This is a genomic window from Moorena producens PAL-8-15-08-1 (genome assembly GCF_001767235.1).
GTDB classification, from domain to species: Bacteria; Cyanobacteriota; Cyanobacteriia; order Cyanobacteriales; family Coleofasciculaceae; genus Moorena; species Moorena producens_A.
Genome location: NZ_CP017599.1, coordinates 9338678 through 9358634, shown reverse-complemented (window position 1 = coordinate 9358634; position 19957 = coordinate 9338678). Strand labels below are relative to the sequence as shown.

Sequence of the window (19957 nt, the reverse complement as noted above, 5' to 3'; positions counted from 1 at the left end):
GCTTTGCAGCTTCGTCCTGTTGTATGGTATCCTACTAAATGAGTTATTAGCGGATGTGGTGGAATGGTAGACACGCACGCTTGAGGGGCGTGTGGCGAAAGCCATGCGAGTTCGAGTCTCGCCATCCGCATTGATCAGCCTAAAGTTGTGAGCAACTTCGCAACAGAGAGCTTCGGCTCAGGGCAGAACAAAAATAGACGAAAACATTAGACTTCCCGGCAGTTGTCGGGAACAGGGAACAGGGAACAGTGGACAAGAATTGACGTAAAGCGATGCAGCACTATGGAACAAGGGCGCACCCTTGCCTCTTGCCTTTTGCCTTTTGCCTCTTGCCTCTTGCCTCTTGCCTCTTGCCTATCCCCTATTGCCTCTTCGTCACATCAGGCTGCTGAAACCGATAGATATCGCGAATCACGTTGACCCAACCATCACAAAGAGAGGCTAATAAGCGATCGCCTTTTTCCTCAGTTGCTGCTGTAGCATCCCCGAGTACTCCACTCTGAGTCAACCCCTTGGTCAGCCAAGCAAAGGGCAATTTCCCTTCCATACTCAATAGACTATCCTCGGGCAATCCCTGGGGATATTCCTTTACTGCCCGATCCATTTTCACTTGACCGGGGAGTAGACAGAGCATGAGACTAGTTTCTAAATCCCCCCCATGAATCCCTAATTCTAATTCTTTCTGGGTGGCTAATTCCTTGGCCATGTTAGGCACGCCCCAGGTAAACAAGGGGAATACCATAAAATCTTCGTGCTTCTGGTGAATATCCCGTGCGGCAATTTCCATCACTTGGGGTTGTCCACCATGGGAATTCATCAGTACTAACTTCCGAAACCCACACCGATAGATACTATCGGCCATTTCCATCAGCACCGCTAGCAAGGTTTGAGCACTAAGGGTAATGGTGCCAGGAAAATGCCAATGCTCATTGGATTTGCCGTAATAAAGGGGAGGTAAGGCATAAGCTGGGATTTCTGGGTCTAAGCAGCCTAAGGCTTTGCCCAAGACTCCCACCCCAATCGCCGCATCTACAATCAGCGGTAAATGGGGGCCATGCTGCTCAATGGAAGCGACCGGCTGAATAATCACAACATTTTCTTTGTCTGGCATCTGTTCGATATCAGTCCAGGTCAGATAAGGGAAAAACCGTTCTGGAGGAATGAAATTATGCATTGGATAAATGATTTATCTAAAAACGAGTGAAGTTTGAAAACCCAGCCTATGCGCGAGCTGGGATGAAAAACTTTGAAAGCGCGGATTTATTCCCCGTCTATTTTTATCCCTGCTTTTTCCTGAATTAATATACTCAGAGCTGTTTAATAAAAAAAGGAGGTAAGATTGATGACCACCCTAGAGTTTAAAGCATAGGTGGCAAAAAATCAGTCCCAGAGAAGAAGGGTTTCCCACCCTTTAAGAAAAACTCCCGCTCCGTCAGATATAAGAGCAGTGGGTGGAAGCTATCCAAGGATCGTGCATTGGATTCAGTTCACTGACAAAAAAGGAATCTCAAAGCTAAAGCTTAAAGGGACTTGGGATCTTTTCAATAGACTGGCGCGTTACGTAATCCGATCATCACGACCTTGTGGTCTATGTTCGGGAAGGGTTCCCGAAGGCTAGATTTAAGGGTCTTGAACTTAGTTAAGAATCATTAGTCTCGCGCTTATCTATCAGTGATGGTGGTTGGTATCAATTTAGGAAAGCGATGCAGCCCGGTGTTGGGGGAAACCCCCTCAGGTCGGTGCTGCATCGCTTCGTCCCTTGAATTTGAAAACAGTTGAGCACCCATTGCGATAACTCCATGACTAATAGTCACCCACAGGATAATCATCAACAAGCTCATAACCAACAAGCTCATAACCAACAAGCTCATAACCAACAAGCTCATAACCAACAAGCTTATAACCAACAGCTATTGGAGCAGCTGGCTTGGGTAATTGAAATGGCAGCCACTGTCGAGGAATTTTCTTTATTCTTTGCCCATTGTAATTATACGCAGTGGCGAGACCACTTGATTCAACAGCTGGCAGAGGTTTGTTCGGTAGAGATTTTCCCGATTGGGCTAACTCCCGATATCACCCAGCTCTACAGGACTATATATACCTCGATTCAAACCCAACTGGGACAAAAACAGCCCCAAGGGATTATGGTTTATGGCTTTGAGGTGGTCAAAGACCTTGAGCAACTGCTCAAATTAGCCAATGGAGTCCGGGAGGAGTTTCGGAAACAGTTCAATGTCCCCATCCTATTTTGGGTAGATGATCGAGTCTATTCCCAATTCCTGCGCTCTGCCAGGGATTTGGCCAGTTGGGTAACCGCTTCACCCCTGGAGTTTCAAATCTCTACCGCTGAGGTAATTAAATTTATCCAACAGGTTACTGATCTTGGGTTTACTCAAGTTTTAGCCGCTGGAGCCCCTGGGGGTCTTGACCATGGAAAGAATCTCAGTAACCAGCAGCTGGCTGACTTAGGCCGGGCAAGGCTTGACTTACAACATCGACAGGTAGCATTAGCGCCAGATTTAGAAGCGAGTCTGGAATTTATCCTAGGTCGAGTAATTCCCGATGGTCTCAACCAGTCCGAGGAGCATTATCAACGAAGTTTAAAGCTATGGGAAGATCTCGTGCTATCTTCGCCCTTTTCTCGCTCTCGGGTAACCGAACATCTAATCCGAGCCGGATGTGTTCTGTTCCATATGGGGCAATTGTACCGTAGCTATGCTGATCAAGACCGGAATCAGGATAAGCAACATTGCCTACGGGCTAGAGACTATTTTTTGCGATCGCATTATTTGTTTGAGGAAGCGAAGCGTCCAGACTTAGTCGCTAAGTTTATCAATCCCTTAGGGGAAATTCTACAAAGACTAGGGCGATGGGATGAGTTGGAGCAGTTAGGGAAAAAAGCTTTAAGCCTCCATCAAAAATATCCTAACCCGGTCTGGCTTGCCCATGATTACGGCTTTCTAGCGGCAGAAGTCGCCATCGCTCGCTCCCAATGGCATCAGGTCAAGGACTTGGCCACTAAAGCACTGGATATCCTTATCGATGCCCAGGATTCTGTTGAATTCCCTGGTGACCTGACTCGGGAGCAATTGGAGTGGGCGTGGGAACTTCATCAACGTTGGTATCGCTTTTCCCTAGGCAGAGCCTATAAGCATCTCGGTCAACCCCAGGACGGGATTGCCCATCTTGAGCTTGCCAAAGAGCAAACTAATCCTAAGGTTAATCCCTACCTATATATTCAAATTCTCAAAGAATTGCGACAGCTCTACCTTGACCAAGGGGATTATCAAAGAGCCTTCTCTGTTAAGGCATACCAGCAATTAATCGAGTATCAGTTCCGGTTTCGGGCATTTGTGGGCACTAGTCGATTCTCCCTCAAGCAACTAATCAGGGATACTCAGGCAACGCCAGAAGAAAAACAGCGAATTGTGGCTGATCAAATTGCCGCCTCTGGTCGAGAGCAAGCGATTAATGACTTAGTTGAGCGTATTGCTCGCAAAGACCACAAACTAACAGTAATTTGTGGCTCCTCCGGCGTGGGAAAAAGTTTTCTACTTGAGGAAGGTTTAATTCCTAGATTACAGCAAGACCCTATTGCAGGTCGGGATGTAGAGCCGGTGTTGCTCAGCGTTTATCCCCAGTGGGAGGATAGGTTAAATCAAAGGATAATTGGAACAGAGAAGGGGGGAGAGTGGCAAAAGAAGGGAGAGAGAGAAGAAATTCTGGGCAAAATTATTGAACAGCTGCGACACAATGGTGACAATAATCGACTGACAGTTATAATTTTCGACCAGTTTGAAGAATTTTTATTTGAGTATCATAAGCCACAGCAACGACGAGTTTTTTATCAATTTTTAAAGGACTGTCTAACCCTTGACGCAGTGCAAGTTATTCTAGCATTGCGCTCAGATTATATCTCTTATTTACTAGAGTGTAATGACCGTCTGATTAGTTTAGATGTCGTCAATAATGATATTCTCAGCAAGAATGTTCTCTATTACTTAGGTAATTTTGATCAGCCCCAGGCAAAAGCGGTGATTCAACGGTTAACGGAGCAGAGTAATTTTTCCTTAGAACCACAGCTAATTGATCAATTGGTGGCGGATTTAGCAGCAGAAACGGGAGAAGTGCGTCCGATTGAGTTGCAGATAGTGGGAGCCCAATTAGAAACCGAGGGAATTGTGACCTTGGAGAGGTATCAACAATGGGGCGATAAGGCCAAACTAGTAGATCGTTATCTGGAGGCTGTGGTTACCGATTGTGGACCACAGCACCGAGAAACTACCTGGAAATTGTTGTCTCTATTGACCGATGATAAGCAGCTGAGACCCTTAAAAAATGAGACTGAATTAGCTACTGGGTTAAGCTTACCCCCAGAGCAGCTCACCCTGATTTTAGAAATTTTAGTGGGCTCTGGTTTAGTGTTTAAGAGTCAAGGAGTAACAGAATACTGCTATCAGTTGGTTCATGATTATTTAGTAGACCCAATTGATAATAGATATGAGAGTGATATAAAAACATATTTGGTAAAGGTTGAAGAAGAAAATAGGATTTTAGAGCAAGGGCAGCAAGAAGGACTAAAACTAGAACGAGCAGGAGTTACACATCTTCATCAATTTAACTCTAGCCCGTTTGATGCCTTACTAGCAGCTATGGAGACCGGGAAAGCATTGAAAGCAATGGTCACCAAAAATACTCCCTTGAAAGACTATCCTGCTGCTACTCCAATACTCGCTTTACAAATGATTATTGACCACATTCAGGAGCCTAGACTTGGGCAGCATCAGGGTAAAGTTTACCAGATGAAATTTAGCGGGGATGGTCAGCTGCTGGCTAGCGCTGGAAAGGATGGAATCGTGAGGTTGTGGGATGTCAACACTGGGCAAGTCCAAGAATTGAAAGGGCATAAAGGTTTGGTTTGGCAGATGCAATTTAGCCAGGATGATCAGCTGCTCGCTAGCGCTGGAGTTGACGGAATGGTGAGGTTGTGGGATGTCAACACTGGACAAGTCCAAGCATTGAAGGGGCATCAGGGTTGGGTTAAGCAGGTGGAATTTAGCCGGGATGGTCAGCTGCTCGCTACTGCTGGAGTTGACGGAATGGTGAGGTTGTGGGATGTCAACACTGGACAAGTCCAAGAATTGAAGGGGCATCAGGGTTGGGTTGACCAGGTGGAATGGAGCCGGGATGGTCAGCTGCTCGCTAGCGCTGGAGAGGACGGAATGGTGAGATTGTGGGATTTAAAAACTAGGCAAGTCCAAGAATTGAAGGGGCATCGGGGTTGGGTTAAGCAGGTGGAATTTAGCCAGGATGGTCAGCTGCTCGCTAGCGCTGGAGAGGACAGAATCGTAAGATTGTGGGTCCTCAATACTGGGCAAGTCCAGGAATTGAAGGGGCATGAAGGTTTGGTTTGGCAATTGGAATTTAGCCGGGATGGTCAGCTGCTCGCTAGCGCTGGAGATTACGGAATGGTGAGGTTGTGGGATGTCAACACTGGGCAAGTCCAAGCATTGCAAGAGCATCAGGGTAAGGTTAGCCAGGTGGCATTTAGCCGGGATGGTCAGCTGCTCGCTAGCGCTGGAGATTACGGAATGGTGAGGTTGTGGGATGTCAACACTGGGCAAGTCCAGGAATTTCAGGGGCATCAGGGTAAGGTTAGCCAGGTGGCATTTAGCCGGGATGGTCAGCTGCTCGCTAGCGCTGGAGATGACCGTACCGTGCGCCTGTGGGATTTAAGGGGTCGTGAAATTGCTCAATTCAAGGGGAATCCCATGGTTTTCAACCCAGATGGGACGCAACTGGCTACCATAGACGGGGATACCATCAAGCTGTGGCCGGTGGACACCCTAGATGGACTCTTAGCTAGGGGTTGTGCTTGGCTAAGTAGTTATTTCAGGAATAGCTCTGTCAATCCGGAACTGAAGGCGTTTTGTGAGATTACATTGGCTGATAAGGAGGCTTAGAGGTTCGTTCACGAGGTTCAGAGGCTCGTGAACGAGCCTCAGAGGCTCATGCGATCGCACTTGCCTAAATTAGCGTACCCTTAGTGCAATGGATTACTTTGACATCCTCCCTCGTTAAATCAGAGATTATAACGAGGGATTCCCAAACCTCACAATTTGGGTTTACTGCTTCTCAAGCACTTATCTAGGTTGTAACCAACCCCCGACAGCCCGCCTACACAGTCAATTTTTTCTACGATCTGCCCGACCGCAGTGATACCACGTTGACAAATCACTTTTGCGGCTGCAATATCTCTGTTAATTTCGTGTTGGCATTCGGGACAAAAGTGGATACGTTCAGACAAATCCTTTTTGCCTGTATGTGTACCACAACTTGGACAAATTTGACTGGTAAATCTGTAGTCAACCTTACCAAAATATACCCCTCGTTTCCAACAAACCCAAGCCAGGATATTAAAGAACTGACCAAAACCTGCATCAAGGGTATGTTTACTTAACATTCCTTTTGCCCAAGTTCTAAAATCTAAGTCCTCAACAAATATCATTCCAGCCTGGTCACACAGATGATGTGCTAACTTGAAGTGAAAATCTTTTCGAGTATCTGAGATTTTTTGATGAAGTATTGCAATTTTATGATTAAGTTTATGTCTATTTGCCGACCCTTTTTTCTTTAGCTTCAATCTGCGTTGTAGCAATTTCAGCTTACCGTGCAGCTCGCTTAAAAATCTAGGGCGCTCTATTAATTCATTATCAGAAGTTGCTAAAAACTTATCTAACCCAACATCAACCCCCAGTGGATGACCCCATGCTGGTGTATCAGGAACGCTGACTTCGCTTTGCAAAGACAGCATGGCAAAATAACCACTAGATCGTCTAACTATCCTAACTTGTTTAAGTTGAAATCCTTCTGGGATTGGTCGTGACAATCGCATCTTGACCCATCCAATCTGAGGCAGTTTAATCCAATCATTAACAAATGGATTGGTTTTAAACTGAGGAAATACAAAAGACCGCATTCGGTATTTATTTTTAAATCTAGGCAAACCATATCCTTGTTCTTTCATGTTGTTAAATGCTCGTTCTAAAGTCTTTAAGATTTGTTGTAAGACTTGAGCATTTGTTCTTTTAAGTTCAGGATTGGTCTTTTTTGCTTTAGTTAGATTGGCAGCTTGTAATCTGTAGTTGGGGTATGGCGCATCTGTTGGGATTATATATTCCTGTTGTAATGAACAATAGTTAACTGCACACTTCCTACTTTTGTACCAGTCTTTTCGTTCCCTTAAGGCATAATTCCATACCTTTCTACAAACCGTCAGCATATCTTCAATGACGGCAATCTGTTGTTGGGAGGGGATTAAATTATATTCGTAGGTAAGTGTTATCATATCTAAATGATAACATAATTCTATTCGGACATTCTACTCAGTTATATTTTTTTATACCAAGGTTTTGGCCGCAATTCACCTCCCGCTAAGCCTGCGGGTATAACGGGAGTCCTCTTGCTCCATTTAAGATAGACAAAAATAACCTATTAGTGTACCCAAAAATGAATTAGAACTCCCACCATTACTACGATAGTTATATAGTCTTGAACCCTTGATAATCCCACACCCCACACCCCACACCCCACACCCCACACCCCACACCGGATGACTCTAAATTTCACCGAGTTTTACAAAGCGACTAATCCAAGCAAAACCCTTGATCTCACCCAGAAAGAAGACCAGAAGCTCTATATCGATTTTTCTTCTGTCCGAGGGGGAGCACTGATTGAGCAACTGAAAGCGCAAATTACTCTATTCTCGGAAGACCAGCCCACCTGTCAATTATTTACGGGACATATTGGTTGTGGGAAGTCTACGGAATTATCTCGACTCAAGGCTGAGTTGGTAAAAGAAAACTTTCATGTGGTTTACTTCGAGTCGGATCAGGACTTGGAGATGAATGATGTGGATGTGGGGGATATTTTATTGGTTATTGCTCGCCAGGTCAGTGAAAGTTTGGAAGCTAGCCAGGTTAAGTTACCGCTACAAAGCTTTAGAGATTTCCTACAGGAAATTACCACATTGTTGGGTTCGGATGTAACTGGGGTTGAGGTTAAGATTCCCAAGGTTGGTGAGTTTGGGGTCAAGGAAAAACAGGGAGAGTATTCGCTATCGGCAGGGATTGCCAAGATTACGACCAGAGCCAAAAATAGCCCAACCTTGCGTAATCGGTTGCGGGATTATATCGAACCTCGTACCAAAACCATTATTGATGTGATTAATACCGAGTTGATTGAGCCTGCGATCGCTCAACTCCAACACCAGGGAAAACGGGGACTAGTGGTGATCGTGGATAACCTTGACCGGGTGGAAATTGTGCCGAAGTCTTGGGGGAGACCACAACCGGAATATTTATTTGTAGACCGGGGAGAACAGTTGCGCCAACTCAACTGTCATGTAATTTATACCATGCCCCTAGGGCTGCGATTCTGTAATGATATTGTTCGGCTTACCAATCGTTTCGGGGTTGAGCCGAAGGTGTTGCCCATGGTGCCAGTGACGCAACGGAATGGTAAGGAGTGTCAGGAAGGAATGGCGCAGCTCAGAGCGATGGTAATGGCTAGAGCTTTCCCTAAGCTAGCACCAGCGCAACGGTTGCAGGGGATTGCGGAAGTGTTTGATGCACGGGAAACCCTGGACAGACTCTGTTCTATCAGTGGTGGTCATGTGCGGGAGTTACTGGGAATGGTTCGGGATTGGATTATGGTGGAGGGCAAGTTACCCCTATCCCGGGCAGGGTTAGACCAGGTTATTCGTAGTCGCTGCAATAAAATCCGATTAGCGATTGATGAAGAGGAGTGGAAATTATTGCGTCAGGTGCATCAGAGCCAAGAAGTAAGTGGTGACGACCATTATCGAGTCCTGGTTCGTAGTCTATTTGTGTATGAATACTATGACACTCAAGGGTCTTGGTTTACAGTTAATCCGATTCTGGTAGAAACGGGCAAGTTGTAGGGGAGGGAATCGGGAACAGGGAACAGGGAACAGGGAATAGGCAGTAGGCGTAGGGTGCGTTAGGGGAGGGCTCGCCCTAATTTTCCACCTCGTAGCCAGTGTTAGGATAGCCCGCCCCGTAACGCACCACCTCATAGATCATCAACAAGTTCATGTAGGGTGGGCAGTGCACCAGACAGATTCATATGCTTGCAAAGCGCGTTGCTAGGCACTGCCCACCCGAAGATTAATCACAATGGTGCCAGATCTCAGTCTGACCAACCTGCGGCATGTGGGATACAGTGAGCCTCGGAGTATTTTAAGTCTTTCTCTGGAAGGTGGATACTCAGAACCTGATCCGATGCAGGCTTTGTTCTTGCCATAATTATTACTGTACTAACATAGTACATTGCTAATACTTACATTTTTTTTGAGAGGATAAATCCCATATCTGGTAAGGGTTTCGGGTTTTTTAAAAAATAAATGTACTAACAAAATACATAAAAACACTTGACATAATACTAAAAACTACGCTATGTTAAGAATAACAACGCAATAACGTTGTACTAAATTTGTAATCAACCCTTGTGAGGTAACTTATGACAAATCAAACAAATCAAACCAAAAGCCTAGAAAAACATTACAGTGACGGTAGCGAGTTAATTCCAGCAGAAGTAGTTGCCAGAGCAAAGCGAGAGGGTAATGAACCCCCCAACACCCCTGTTCCTCAATTAAATGAAACCCAAACTAACCCAGATAGTATTGACACCACGGGTGGTTACACCGTAGACCAAGAAGGTTTGGTCAATAACTACGCCATAACGCCTGAAGTTTATCCAGCCAAGTTTCCTTCTGAACAACAACAAAAACGCTATGTTTTCCAGGGAGCGATCGCTATGGTGTTCATAAGCTTCTTAATTGTGACAGCGTTTGTTGTCAGTTAGACTACGCCTGGTTTATAGACCACAGACGTTTACAAAACTTTTGTTGATTATTTTTTCGGAGAAACATCCTATGATTACTATAAAGAATACCAAGCAAGCCTACCAAGAAAAAGTTGAGGCTCAATTAGATAAGTTGAATGCTCAAATTGAAGAACTGCAAGCTAAGGCAAAGCAAGCTCAAGCTGATGCTTCGATTACTTACCAAGAGCAACTTGAAGAAATCTATGCCAAGCGAGATGCTGTTAACGCCAAATTAAAGGAAATTCAAGAAGCTGGCGAAGACGCTTGGTCGGATTTACAGGATGGTTTTGAGAAAGCCTGGAACGAACTAAATAGCTCCTTTGAGAGTGCTGTTGCCAAATTCCAATAGATTTTTCCAGGTTAGGTGAATTAGACTTCCTATTCATCTAACTAGGATTAATCAAATCCAAACCTTCGCCAATTGTGACAGCGTTTGTTGTCAGTTAGACTACGCCTGGTTTATAGACCACAGACGTTTACAAAACTTTTGTTGATTATTTTTTCGGAGAAACATCCTATGATTACTATAAAGAATACCAAGCAAGCCTACCAAGAAAAAGTTGAGGCTCAATTAGATAAGTTGAATGCTCAAATTGAAGAACTGCAAGCTAAGGAAAAGCAAGCTCAAGCTGATGCTTCGATTACTTACCAAGAGCAACTTGAAGAAATCTATGCCAAGCGAGATGCTGTTAACGCCAAGTTAACGGAAATTCAAGAAGCTGGCGAAGACGCTTGGTCGGATTTACAGGATGGTTTTGAGAAAGCCTGGAACGAATTAAATAGTTCCTTCGAGAGTGCTGTTGCCAAATTAAAAGAGATTTTTTCAGGTTATGTGAATTAGGTTTACTCTTCATATAAGCACGATTAATCAACTCAGTTATTTAGGAGAAAAGAATGATTTTCATCACTTTCAATCTATTCCATATAGAGCCATTACGCAGGATAATTACCTTTTCAGTATGTACTGTATCGGTTTTGTATAGTGCCTTGCATGCTGCGGCAGTTACCAGTTTTGATAATCACATCGCCAAGGGAGCAATACGTTTGGAAAAAGTTATAAATATCATTGCTAAAACTACTGACAATATAGAACATCAACTCAAGTATAAACTCGATACAATTAGCAGTTCTGGTACTAACTAAAAAAGTTAATATCCAATTGACCAAACTGTAGAATAATATCAAAAAGCGGTAATATTACTGGTCATTGTGAAGGCAATATTAAACAATTTGATGGCAAATTAAAGCAAAATTTTGCTAAAACCAAGAGTACCCTTTCTGAAATAAACTCTGAACTATAGCGTTTCTAGGACTCATGAGGTACACAAGATTGTTTCACTCTTGACTCTTGGCTCTTTCCTAATCCCTGCTCCCTGCTCCCTGCTCCCTGCTCCCTGCTCCCTGCTCCCTGCTCCCTAAAACCTAGATATTTGTACCTCACCAGTTATATAATTGCTATATAAGAGCCAACAGATAATATTACCGAAACATTGAAAAACGTCTTTGGACAGTAGATAATCTACAAGATGTTTTTCACCATTGTCTGGGATAACTACCCAACCTTTCTCAGAATCAATCATTGACTAATTCAAGACAGCATTAGTGTTAGGGGCAAATCAATAGTTACTAACACCGGCATTGAAGTTATCTTCTGATGCTTCGATGCAGCCATGCTGTTATCCGAAAATTAAACCCAGCAAAATTAGCAAAAAAAATAAATAATTTATGTCTACTCAAACCGCAGTTTTAGAAATGAAAGATAAATCAAAAAAATTAACTTTTCCAGTATCGGCAGTTTTCAATACTGAGGACAAAGTTGAACAAATTATTGGCCAACTTCTGAAGTATAATATTGCTCGTGATCAGATTTCATTAATAGGCAAGAACTTCGAGTATAAAACACAAATTGCTGGTTTTTTTACTCGCACGGATGTAATTTTAGACGGGTTAAAAAACGGCGCGATTTTTGGTTCTTTATTTGGCTCATTTCTCAGTCTCCTCACAGGTGTAGGAGTATTATTTATACCCTTTGTAGGTTCTGTAGTGGCAGCTGGTCCATTGAGTGCTGCCTTATTAGGAGCTACTAGTGGTGCTGTTGCCGGAGGAGCAGGCGCAGGCTTAGTTTCAGCTCTAGTTGCTTTAGGAATGCCAGAAGATAAAGCCACGATTTATCAAACCAACTTGCAAGCTGGTTCATTTCTGTTAATGGCTGAAGTGCCTTTAGAAGAAACCTCTAAGATTGTTAACCTCTTTCAAACAATGGGTGGAGAAGAAATTCATGTCTGTTCAGATATGATTATTCCACGTCAACCCAATGGTTCACTAGACTCACCAGAAGACCTCTCACCAGAAATTCGTTCTCACTTATCTGAAGCTGATCAAAAGGTATTGATCAATGCTTACAATCAGGCTTTAGAGTCAGAGGATGAAGTTAGGGACTTAATGACTACTTGGAATGCTGTAGAGCAAAATTTTAAGAAGGACGATAACGGTGTTTAGTCTGTATAAAATCTGGCATACTTAACTTTAAGTATATCAGAAGTTATTAGCAATTAACCCTATATCCAACTAACTTTACTAATTACAAAATTTCAAACAAACTCAAAAAAAGGAGATTAACTCATGACAACCAATCTTACCATCAAGACTAGCTCTAACCTTGAGACAAACATTAGTGATAATCAGCAAGAGCATTACGCTATTTCCGAAGGTTTATGCCAAATTTTAGCTGATACCCACATCCTCTACTTGAAAACCCATAACTTCCACTGGAATGTTACTGGAACAAATTTCTATTCACTGCATCAGCTGTTTGAAAAACAATACAAGGAAATGGCAACTGCTGTGGATAATATAGCTGAACGAATTCGTACTATTGGGTTTCCTGCTCCAGGTTCTTATAGCGAATTTCTAAAGCTTGCTTCTATACCTGAAGCCGAAGGAATTGTCAATGCAGAAGAGATGATTTTGCTCTTAACTAAGGGAAACGAAGCCATCATCCGCAATCTACGCCTAGTTCTGAAACATACTCAAGCAAGTGATGATGCTGCCACCGCCGATTTACTAACTAAGCGGATAGCAGCTCATGAAAAAAATGTTTGGATGCTTCGTAGCCTACTTCAAAGCTAACCCCATCTAATAAAAAATTAGAGTGAACCCATTGATGAGTATAATAATCGAATTGCCTCTTGCCTTGGGCATAGCGCTATAATGGCTAGAGCTTCCCCTAAGCTAGCACTAGCCCATGGGAATCGGGAATCGGGAATCGGAACCCACCCCTAACCCCTCCCAGGAGGGGAACGGGAATCGGGAATCGGGAATCGGGAATCGGGAATCGGAAGAAGAGTTGCGTAGGGTGCGTGATAAGACCGGCCCGCTGTGACCACCTCGAGCGAGAGTGTTGGGACAGCCGGTCCCGTAACGCACCACCTCATAGTCAGACCTTGAATTTGGAAACACCTGAGCACCGATTGCCATAACTCCATGACTAATCGTCAGCCAGAGGATCATCACCAACACGCTGATCATCAACAGCTATTGAAGCAGCTGGCTTGGGCAATGGAAATGGGAGCCAGTGAAACGGAATTTTCTTTAATTTTTGCCCATTGTAATTATACCCAGTGGCGAGACCAGTTGATGGAACAGCTGGTCGAGGTTTGTTCGGTCGAGATTCTCCCGATTGGGCTAACTCCCAAGGTCACCCAGCTCTACAGGACGATATACAGCAAGATTCAATCCCAACTGGGACAACAACCGCCCCAAGGGATTATGGTGTATGGCTTTGAGGAGGTGAGAGACCTTGAGCAACTGCTGAGATTAGCCAATCGAGTCCGGGAAGAGTTTCGCAAACAGTTCCATGTCCCGGTTTTATTTTGGGTAGATGATCGAGTCTATTCCCAATTCCTGCGCTCTGCCAGGGATTTGGCCAGTTGGGGAACCGGTTCAACCCTGGACTTTCAAATCTCTACCGCTAAAGTAATTAAATTTATCAAACAGGTTACTGATCTTGGGTTTGCTCAAGTCTTAGCCGCTGGAGCCGCTGGGGGTCTTCACCATGGACAGAATATCAGTAACCAGCAGCTGGCTGACTTACGCCAAGCTTGGCAAGACTTGCAACATCGCCAGGTACCATTAGAGACAGACTTAGAAGCCAGTGTGGAATTTATCTTAGGTCGAGGAATTCCCGATGATCTCAACCAGTCCCAAGAGCATTATCAACGAAGTATAGAGCTGTGGAAAGGTATTCTGGAAGCTTACCCCTCTCACCGCTCTGCCGTCCGGAACCATTTCATTCGATACGGATGTGTTCTGTTCCATATGGGGCAATTGTACCATAGCTATGCCGATCAAGACCGGAATCAGGGTAAGCAACATTGCCTACGGGCTAAGGACTATTTTTTGCGATCGCATCAAGCCTTTGAGCGAGCTAAGCGTCCCGACTTAGTGGCTAAGTTTATCAATCCCTTGGGAGAAATTCTACAAAGACTAAGGCGATGGGATGAGTTGGAGCAGTTAGGTAAAAAAGCCTTAAGCCTCCATCAGGAATATCCCAACCCGGTCTGGCTTGCCCATGATTACGGCTTTCTAGCCGCAGAAGTCGCCATCTCTCGCTTCCAATGGGATCAAGTTAAGAACTTGGCCACTAAAGCACTGGACATCCTTACCGATGCCAAGAATTCTGTTCAACTCCCTGGTGACCTGACTCGGGAGCAGTTGGACTGGGCATGGGAACTTCATCAAGGTTGGTATCTCTTATCCTTGGGGAGAGCCTACAAGCATCTCGGTCAACCCCACTACGGGATTTGGCATCTAGATCAAGCCAAATACCAAACCAATCCTAACTTTAATCCCGATCTATATATTCAAATTCTGAAAGAATTGCGACAGCTGTACCTTAACCAACGGGATTATCAAAAAGCCTTCTGTGTTAAGGCATACCAGCAATCAATCGAGTATCAGTTCCGGTTTCGGGCATTTGTGGGCGCTAGTCGATTGTCCCTCAACCAGCGAATCAGGGATACTCAGGCAACGCCAGAAGAAAAGCAGCGAATTGTGGCTGATCAAATTGCTGCCTCTGGTCGAGAGAAAGCGATTAATGACTTAGTTGAGCGTATTGGTCGCAAAGACCACAAACTAACGGTAATTTGTGGCTCCTCCGGCGTCGGTAAAAGTTTTCTACTTCAGTCTGGTTTAATTCCTAGATTACACCAAGAGATTATTGCCGCTCGGGATGTGGAGCCGGTGTTGCTGACAGTTTATAACCGGTGGCAGCATAGGTTGGCTAAAAAGATAATTGGCAAAGAGCAGGGGGGAGAGGGGGAGGAAATTCTGGGCAAAATATTCCACCAGCTGCGACACAATAGTGACACTAATCGACTGACTATTCTAATTTTCGACCAGTTTGAAGAATTTTGCGTTGAGTATCCTCAGCCACAGCAGCGGCGAGTTTTTTATCAATTCTTAAAAGACTGTCTAAGCCTTGAATCCGTGAAGGGGATTCTGGCCTTGCGAGAAGATTATATCTATTATTTATTAGAGTGTAACAACCGCCTGATTAGTTTAGATGTCGTCAATAATGATATTCTCAGCAAGGATGTCCTCTATTACTTAGGTAATTTTGATAAATCCCAGGCCAAAGCGGTGATTGAACGGTTAACGGATCAGGCTAAGTTTTCCTTAGAACCAGAGTTAATTGAGCAATTGGTAGCAGATTTAGCAGCAGACAGTGGAGAAGTGCGTCCGATTGAGTTGCAGGTGGTGGGAGCGCAATTAGAAACCGAGGGAATTGTCACCTTGGAGCAGTATCAGCAAGGGGGCGATAAGGGCAAACTAGTAGAGCGTTATCTGGAGGCTGTGGTTACCGATTGTGGACCGAAACACCGAGAAACTACCTGGAAATTGTTGTCTATCTTGACCGATGACAAGCAACTTCGACCCATAAAAACCGAAACTGAATTAGCTAGTGTATTAAATTTACCCCCAGAGGAACTCACCCTGATTTTGGAGATTTTAGTGGGCTCAGGTTTAGTGTTTCAGATTCCACTAGGAACAGAAGAGTTCTATCAGTTGGTTCATGATTATTTAGTAGACCCGATTCGTAAGAGATATGATAATGACCGAGAATCAAAATTGGCAAAGTTTGAGGAAGAAAAGCGGATTTTAGAGCCAAGGAAGCAAGAAGGAGCCAAACTAGAACGAGCAGGAGCTACACCTCTTAAAGAATTTAAGGATAGCCCGTTTGATGCCTTACTAGCAGCTATGGAGACCGGGAAAGAATTGAGAGCAATGGTCACGAAAAATACTCCCTTGAAAGACTATCCTACTGCTAGTCCAATGCTAGCTTTACAACGGATTCTTGACCATATTCAGGAGCCTAAACTTGGGAAGCATCAGGGTCGGGTTAAGCAGGTGGAATTTAGCTGGGATGGTCAGTTGCTAGCTAGTGCTGAAGTTGACGGAATCGTGAACTTGTGGGATCTCAAAACTATGCAAGTCCAGGAATTGAATGGGTATCAGGGTAAGGTTAGGCAGGTGGAATTTAGCCGGGATGGTCAGCATCTGGCTAGCGTTGGAGAGGAAGGAATCGTGAGGTTATGGGATCTCAAAACTATGCAAGTCCAGGAATTGAATGGGTATCAGGGTAAGGTTAGGCAGGTGGCATTGAGCTGGGATGGTCAGCTGCTCGCTAGCGCTGGAGTTGACGGAATCGTGAGATTGTGGGACCTCAACACTGGGCAAGTCCAAAAATTGAAGGGGCATCAGGGTTGGGTTTGGCAGGTGGCATTGAGCTGGGATGGTCAGCTGCTCGCTAGCGCTGGAGTTGACGGAATCGTGAGGTTGTGGGATCTCAAAACTAGTCAAGTCCAGGAATTGAAGGGGCATCAGGGTGACGTTTGGCAGGTGGCATTGAGCTGGGATGGTCAGCTGCTCGCTAGCGCTGGAGTTGACGAAATGGTGAGATTGTGGAAACTCAACACTGCTCAAGTCCAACAATTGAAGGGGCATCAGGGTAGAGTTTACCAGCTGGCATTGAGCCGGAATGGTCAACTGCTTGCTAGCGCTGGAGATTACGGAATGGTGAGGTTGTGGGATATCAACACTGGTCAAGTCCAACAATTGAAAGGGCATCAGAGTTTGGTTGAGCAGGTGGAATTTAGCCCGGATGGTCAATTGCTGGCTAGCGCTGGAGGTGACCGTACCGTGCGCCTGTGGGATTTAGCGGGTCGGCAAATTGCCCAATTCGAGGGGACTGGCCTGGTTTTCAACCCAGATGGGACGCAACTGGCTACCATAGACGGGGATACCATCAAGCTCTGGCGGGTGGACACCTTGGATGGACTCTTAGCTAGGGGTTGTGCTTACTTACGTAGCGATTTAAGGTATAGTTCTGTGACTTCGGAACTGAAGGCGTTTTGTGATGGCTTGCTGCAAGAATGAAGAATTAAGAATTTAGAATTTAGAATGCAGAATTTAGAATTCTTCATTCAAAGGTGCATCAAGGCCATGAAAGTACCTAACCCTCCCCACACTTCCCACTATCCCCACACTCCCGATTCCCGATTCCCGAATTTCTGGTACTTTTACAACTTAATTGTTGTTTATTTCAGGATTTTTTCCCTGCTCCCTGCTCCCTGTTCCCTATTCCCTTTGCTATTGTACTTTCACAACGTAGTTGTTGTTTATTTAAGCAGTTATATAAATTTGAATTTTTGTAAAAATCTCATTCCTAGCTGACCGAATAACTAAGAATAACGCCTATACTGTAAGTAGATGAGTTATAAAGTAAATCGGTAATTTGATGGTAACTTTTTAGAAAACTACCGTTAAATAAACTAACTAAACAAGTTAACTTAAGGACAGAGTGTATGCTAGCGGAAACTGTTAAACCAAAGCCTCACAAATCTCAACAGTAACCCACATTTATTCAGTTTCATTGGGACATGGCATTGAATATATCCACCAACTGGAACTATCCATGATTTTCTGGATGGAGGAACATAACTATGAATCGGTTAAGCAGATGCAGGGGAGTATCAGTCAGATCAACTGTTCTAATCAAAGTGCCTTTGAACGAGTGCAATACATGAAGGGAATTCAGTCCTATCAGCAGAACTTATTAGGCTTATTAGCCTTTGCGCGGTAACAGCTAACTAAGGTAGGCATTCAGCTGTGGGCGTAGCGCATATGCTTACAAAATTGTCAATAGAAACATCTACCAAACAACCAAGAGTTATGTTTTGCGAACAATGTGAACAAACGGCTAGCGGACAAGGCTGCCATCAATGGGGTGCTTGTGGAAAAAGCCCAGAGGTAAATGCTGTCCAAGATTTATTAGTTTATTGTCTGCGAGGACTTGCTCCCGTGGCCCTTCGCGCTCGTCAGTTAGGCATCTCCACAAAAGAGGTGGATATCTTTACCTGCGAGATGCTCTTTGCCACCATGACTAATGTTAACTTTGACAGAAAACGATTTGGCAAATACATTCGTCAGGCAATTACCTTGCGAGATAACTTAAAATCTCAAGTTGAGCAAGAGGAAGATAGTCCTATTGAGTGGTCTGAGTTATCGTGTTATCAACCAGACTTTAACGAAAGCCTAAGTGAACAAGGAAAAGATGTTGCCTTGACCTTTATTAGTAAAGTTGGCGATAACCCTGACATTTTTTCTCTAAAACTAACTGTTATTTATGGCATAAAAGGGACTGCTTCCTACGTTTTCCTTGCCCAAGAATTAGGTGAGGAAGATGACGGGGTTTATCAATTTATCCATGAAGCCTTAGCTGCTATCGATCGTCAAGACCTCGATTTAGATGAGTGGGTGAACTTGGCCCTTAAAGTAGGAGAAACTAACCTACGGGGAATGGAACTCCTGGATGCCGGTCATACTAATACCTATGGTCACCCTGTTCCTACTCCCGTCTCCCTGAATGCCAGGAAGGGCAAAGCCATTCTAGTTTCCGGACATGACATCCAACAATTAGAAGCAATTCTGAAACAGACCGTTGATAAAGGGATTAGCGTATATACCCATGGAGAATTATTACCTGCCCACGGCTATCCTAAATTAAAACAAAACTATCCCCATTTGTACGGTCACTATGGCACAGCTTGGCAGAATCAGACCCGGGATTTTGCTAAATTTCCTGGTGCAATTGTGATCACAACTAATTGTTTAATGCCCACCCACGAAACTTATGAAGATAAACTGTTTAGCATCGGGCCGATGGGATATCCTGGTCTAAATCATCTTCCTAACAATTACGACGGCACTCCTGACTATACTCCTGTTATCCAAAAAGCCTTAGAATTGCCTGGATTTACAACAGATGAACCACCGCGCCAAGTGATAACAGGCTTTGCTCGTAATGCAGTATTAAATGTGGCCGATCAAATCATTGAAGCGGTCAAACAGGGAAAAATTCGGCATTTCTTCTTGGTTGGTGGCTGTGACGGTGCTAAACCCGATCGCAACTACTATACCGAATTTGTGGAAAAAGTCCCTGAAGATTGCGTAGTGCTAACTCTGGCCTGTGGTAAATTCCGCTTCTTTGATAAACAATTGGGAGCTATTGGTGAGATACCTCGATTGTTAGATTTAGGCCAGTGTAACGATGCTTACTCTGCCATTCAGATTGCCCTAGGATTAGCCAATGCCTTCGATGTAGATGTGAATCAGTTGCCCCTGTCAATGATTATATCTTGGTATGAACAAAAAGCTGTCGCTGTTTTGCTGACACTGCTTTATCTAGGGATTAAAGACATTCGTTTGGGACCGACCCTACCAGCCTTTATCTCCCCTAATGTGTTTAAGTTGCTGTCACAAAAGTATAACCTACAACCTATTACTAATCCCGATCAAGATTTGGCAGCTTGTCTTAAGCATTAAGTGGTCACTGGTCAGCCTATAGGTAGCACAAGCTTCAAGCCTGTGGCAAAAACTAGAAGCCTCTGTCCCAGCGTCGTTCGCACAGCGTGGCCAAACGCGCCCCGCGTGGCCTTTTGGCCAAGGCCAAAGCCTGTGCCACAAAGCTGATGGAATTTTCATCAATTAT

15 protein-coding genes and 1 tRNA gene are annotated in these 19957 nt (G+C 44.3%); 13 read left to right on the top strand and 3 right to left on the bottom strand.

Annotated features, from left to right (window positions below):
- Nucleotides 1–49: 49 nt before the first annotated feature.
- Nucleotides 50–130, top strand: a tRNA-Leu gene (locus BJP34_RS34340).
- 231 nt (nt 131–361) lie between these two features.
- Here the strand turns inward: BJP34_RS34340 and BJP34_RS34335 are convergent.
- Nucleotides 362–1174, bottom strand: a complete 813-nt coding sequence (locus BJP34_RS34335; RefSeq protein ID WP_070396205.1) for a creatininase family protein — start codon at nt 1172–1174, stop codon at nt 362–364.
- A gap of 625 nt (nt 1175–1799) precedes the next feature.
- Between BJP34_RS34335 and BJP34_RS34330 the strand changes: the two genes are divergently transcribed.
- Nucleotides 1800–5963 (top strand): hypothetical protein, encoded by a 4164-nt coding sequence (locus tag BJP34_RS34330; protein WP_070396204.1) that lies wholly within the window; start codon nt 1800–1802, stop codon nt 5961–5963.
- Nucleotides 5964–6112: 149 nt separating this feature from the next.
- Here the strand turns inward: BJP34_RS34330 and BJP34_RS34325 are convergent, their stop codons facing one another.
- Nucleotides 6113–7348 (bottom strand): RNA-guided endonuclease InsQ/TnpB family protein, encoded by a 1236-nt coding sequence (locus BJP34_RS34325; RefSeq protein ID WP_070396203.1) that lies wholly within the window; start codon nt 7346–7348, stop codon nt 6113–6115.
- A gap of 264 nt (nt 7349–7612) precedes the next feature.
- Here BJP34_RS34325 and BJP34_RS34320 point away from each other — a divergent pair, with 264 nt between their 5' ends.
- The 7 genes from BJP34_RS34320 to BJP34_RS34290 all read left to right on the top strand — a co-directional run bounded on the left by BJP34_RS34320 (nt 7613) and on the right by BJP34_RS34290 (nt 13035).
- Nucleotides 7613–8962 carry an ATP-binding protein gene (locus tag BJP34_RS34320; RefSeq protein ID WP_070396202.1) on the top strand — a complete coding sequence of 450 codons (1350 nt, stop codon included), beginning with the start codon at nt 7613–7615 and terminating at the stop codon, nt 8960–8962.
- A 578-nt stretch (nt 8963–9540) separates the two neighbouring features.
- Complete coding sequence (psb34, locus tag BJP34_RS34315; RefSeq protein ID WP_070396201.1) at nt 9541–9885, top strand: photosystem II assembly protein Psb34; 345 nt, start codon at nt 9541–9543, stop codon at nt 9883–9885.
- Between the two features lie 70 nt (nt 9886–9955).
- Nucleotides 9956–10255, top strand: coding sequence for a hypothetical protein (locus BJP34_RS34310; RefSeq protein WP_070396200.1), 300 nt, complete (start codon nt 9956–9958; stop codon nt 10253–10255).
- Nucleotides 10256–10423: 168 nt separating this feature from the next.
- A complete protein-coding gene (locus BJP34_RS34305) occupies nt 10424–10747 on the top strand; it encodes a hypothetical protein (RefSeq protein WP_070396199.1) in 324 nt (107 codons plus the stop codon).
- Between the two features lie 53 nt (nt 10748–10800).
- A complete protein-coding gene (locus BJP34_RS34300; RefSeq protein ID WP_070396198.1) occupies nt 10801–11049 on the top strand; it encodes a hypothetical protein in 249 nt (82 codons plus the stop codon).
- 582 nt (nt 11050–11631) lie between these two features.
- A complete protein-coding gene (locus BJP34_RS34295) occupies nt 11632–12405 on the top strand; it encodes a ChaB family protein (protein WP_229424166.1) in 774 nt (257 codons plus the stop codon).
- 123 nt (nt 12406–12528) lie between these two features.
- The gene (locus tag BJP34_RS34290) at nt 12529–13035 is read left to right on the top strand and encodes a Dps family protein (RefSeq protein WP_070396197.1); all 507 of its coding nucleotides are present in this window, start codon (nt 12529–12531) and stop codon (nt 13033–13035) included.
- A gap of 108 nt (nt 13036–13143) precedes the next feature.
- On the opposite strand, the gene BJP34_RS45220 is transcribed toward BJP34_RS34290, so the two are convergent.
- The gene (locus tag BJP34_RS45220) at nt 13144–13383 is read right to left on the bottom strand and encodes a hypothetical protein (protein WP_158517640.1); all 240 of its coding nucleotides are present in this window, start codon (nt 13381–13383) and stop codon (nt 13144–13146) included.
- Nucleotides 13384–13389: 6 nt separating this feature from the next.
- Between BJP34_RS45220 and BJP34_RS34285 the strand changes: the two genes are divergently transcribed.
- The 4 genes from BJP34_RS34285 (at nt 13390) to hcp (ending at nt 19791) form a co-directional block, all read left to right on the top strand.
- Nucleotides 13390–17343 carry a hypothetical protein gene (locus tag BJP34_RS34285; protein WP_070396196.1) on the top strand — a complete coding sequence of 1318 codons (3954 nt, stop codon included), beginning with the start codon at nt 13390–13392 and terminating at the stop codon, nt 17341–17343.
- Between the two features lie 24 nt (nt 17344–17367).
- Nucleotides 17368–17640 carry a hypothetical protein gene (locus BJP34_RS41770; protein WP_149031342.1) on the top strand — a complete coding sequence of 91 codons (273 nt, stop codon included), beginning with the start codon at nt 17368–17370 and terminating at the stop codon, nt 17638–17640.
- Between the two features lie 199 nt (nt 17641–17839).
- Nucleotides 17840–18049 (top strand): hypothetical protein, encoded by a 210-nt coding sequence (locus BJP34_RS41765; protein WP_149031341.1) that lies wholly within the window; start codon nt 17840–17842, stop codon nt 18047–18049.
- 89 nt (nt 18050–18138) lie between these two features.
- Nucleotides 18139–19791: a hydroxylamine reductase gene (hcp, locus tag BJP34_RS34280; protein ID WP_070397031.1), complete on the top strand. Its 1653-nt coding sequence runs from the start codon at nt 18139–18141 to the stop codon at nt 19789–19791.
- Nucleotides 19792–19957: the final 166 nt, after the last annotated feature.

Bases quoted from the DNA above. Each gene is read 5' to 3' on its own strand.
- BJP34_RS34335 (WP_070396205.1), bottom strand. From the start codon at position 1,174: ATGCATAATTTCATTCCTCCAGAACGGTTTTTCCCTTATCTGACCTGG.
- BJP34_RS34330 (WP_070396204.1), top strand. From the start codon at position 1,800: ATGACTAATAGTCACCCACAGGATAATCATCAACAAGCTCATAACCAA.
- BJP34_RS34325 (WP_070396203.1), bottom strand. From the start codon at position 7,348: ATGATAACACTTACCTACGAATATAATTTAATCCCCTCCCAACAACAG.
- BJP34_RS34320 (WP_070396202.1), top strand. From the start codon at position 7,613: ATGACTCTAAATTTCACCGAGTTTTACAAAGCGACTAATCCAAGCAAA.
- psb34 (WP_070396201.1), top strand. From the start codon at position 9,541: ATGACAAATCAAACAAATCAAACCAAAAGCCTAGAAAAACATTACAGT.
- BJP34_RS34310 (WP_070396200.1), top strand. From the start codon at position 9,956: ATGATTACTATAAAGAATACCAAGCAAGCCTACCAAGAAAAAGTTGAG.
- BJP34_RS34305 (WP_070396199.1), top strand. From the start codon at position 10,424: ATGATTACTATAAAGAATACCAAGCAAGCCTACCAAGAAAAAGTTGAG.
- BJP34_RS34300 (WP_070396198.1), top strand. From the start codon at position 10,801: ATGATTTTCATCACTTTCAATCTATTCCATATAGAGCCATTACGCAGG.
- BJP34_RS34295 (WP_229424166.1), top strand. From the start codon at position 11,632: ATGTCTACTCAAACCGCAGTTTTAGAAATGAAAGATAAATCAAAAAAA.
- BJP34_RS34290 (WP_070396197.1), top strand. From the start codon at position 12,529: ATGACAACCAATCTTACCATCAAGACTAGCTCTAACCTTGAGACAAAC.
- BJP34_RS45220 (WP_158517640.1), bottom strand. From the start codon at position 13,383: ATGGCAATCGGTGCTCAGGTGTTTCCAAATTCAAGGTCTGACTATGAG.
- BJP34_RS34285 (WP_070396196.1), top strand. From the start codon at position 13,390: ATGACTAATCGTCAGCCAGAGGATCATCACCAACACGCTGATCATCAA.
- BJP34_RS41770 (WP_149031342.1), top strand. From the start codon at position 17,368: ATGCAGAATTTAGAATTCTTCATTCAAAGGTGCATCAAGGCCATGAAA.
- hcp (WP_070397031.1), top strand. From the start codon at position 18,139: ATGTTTTGCGAACAATGTGAACAAACGGCTAGCGGACAAGGCTGCCAT.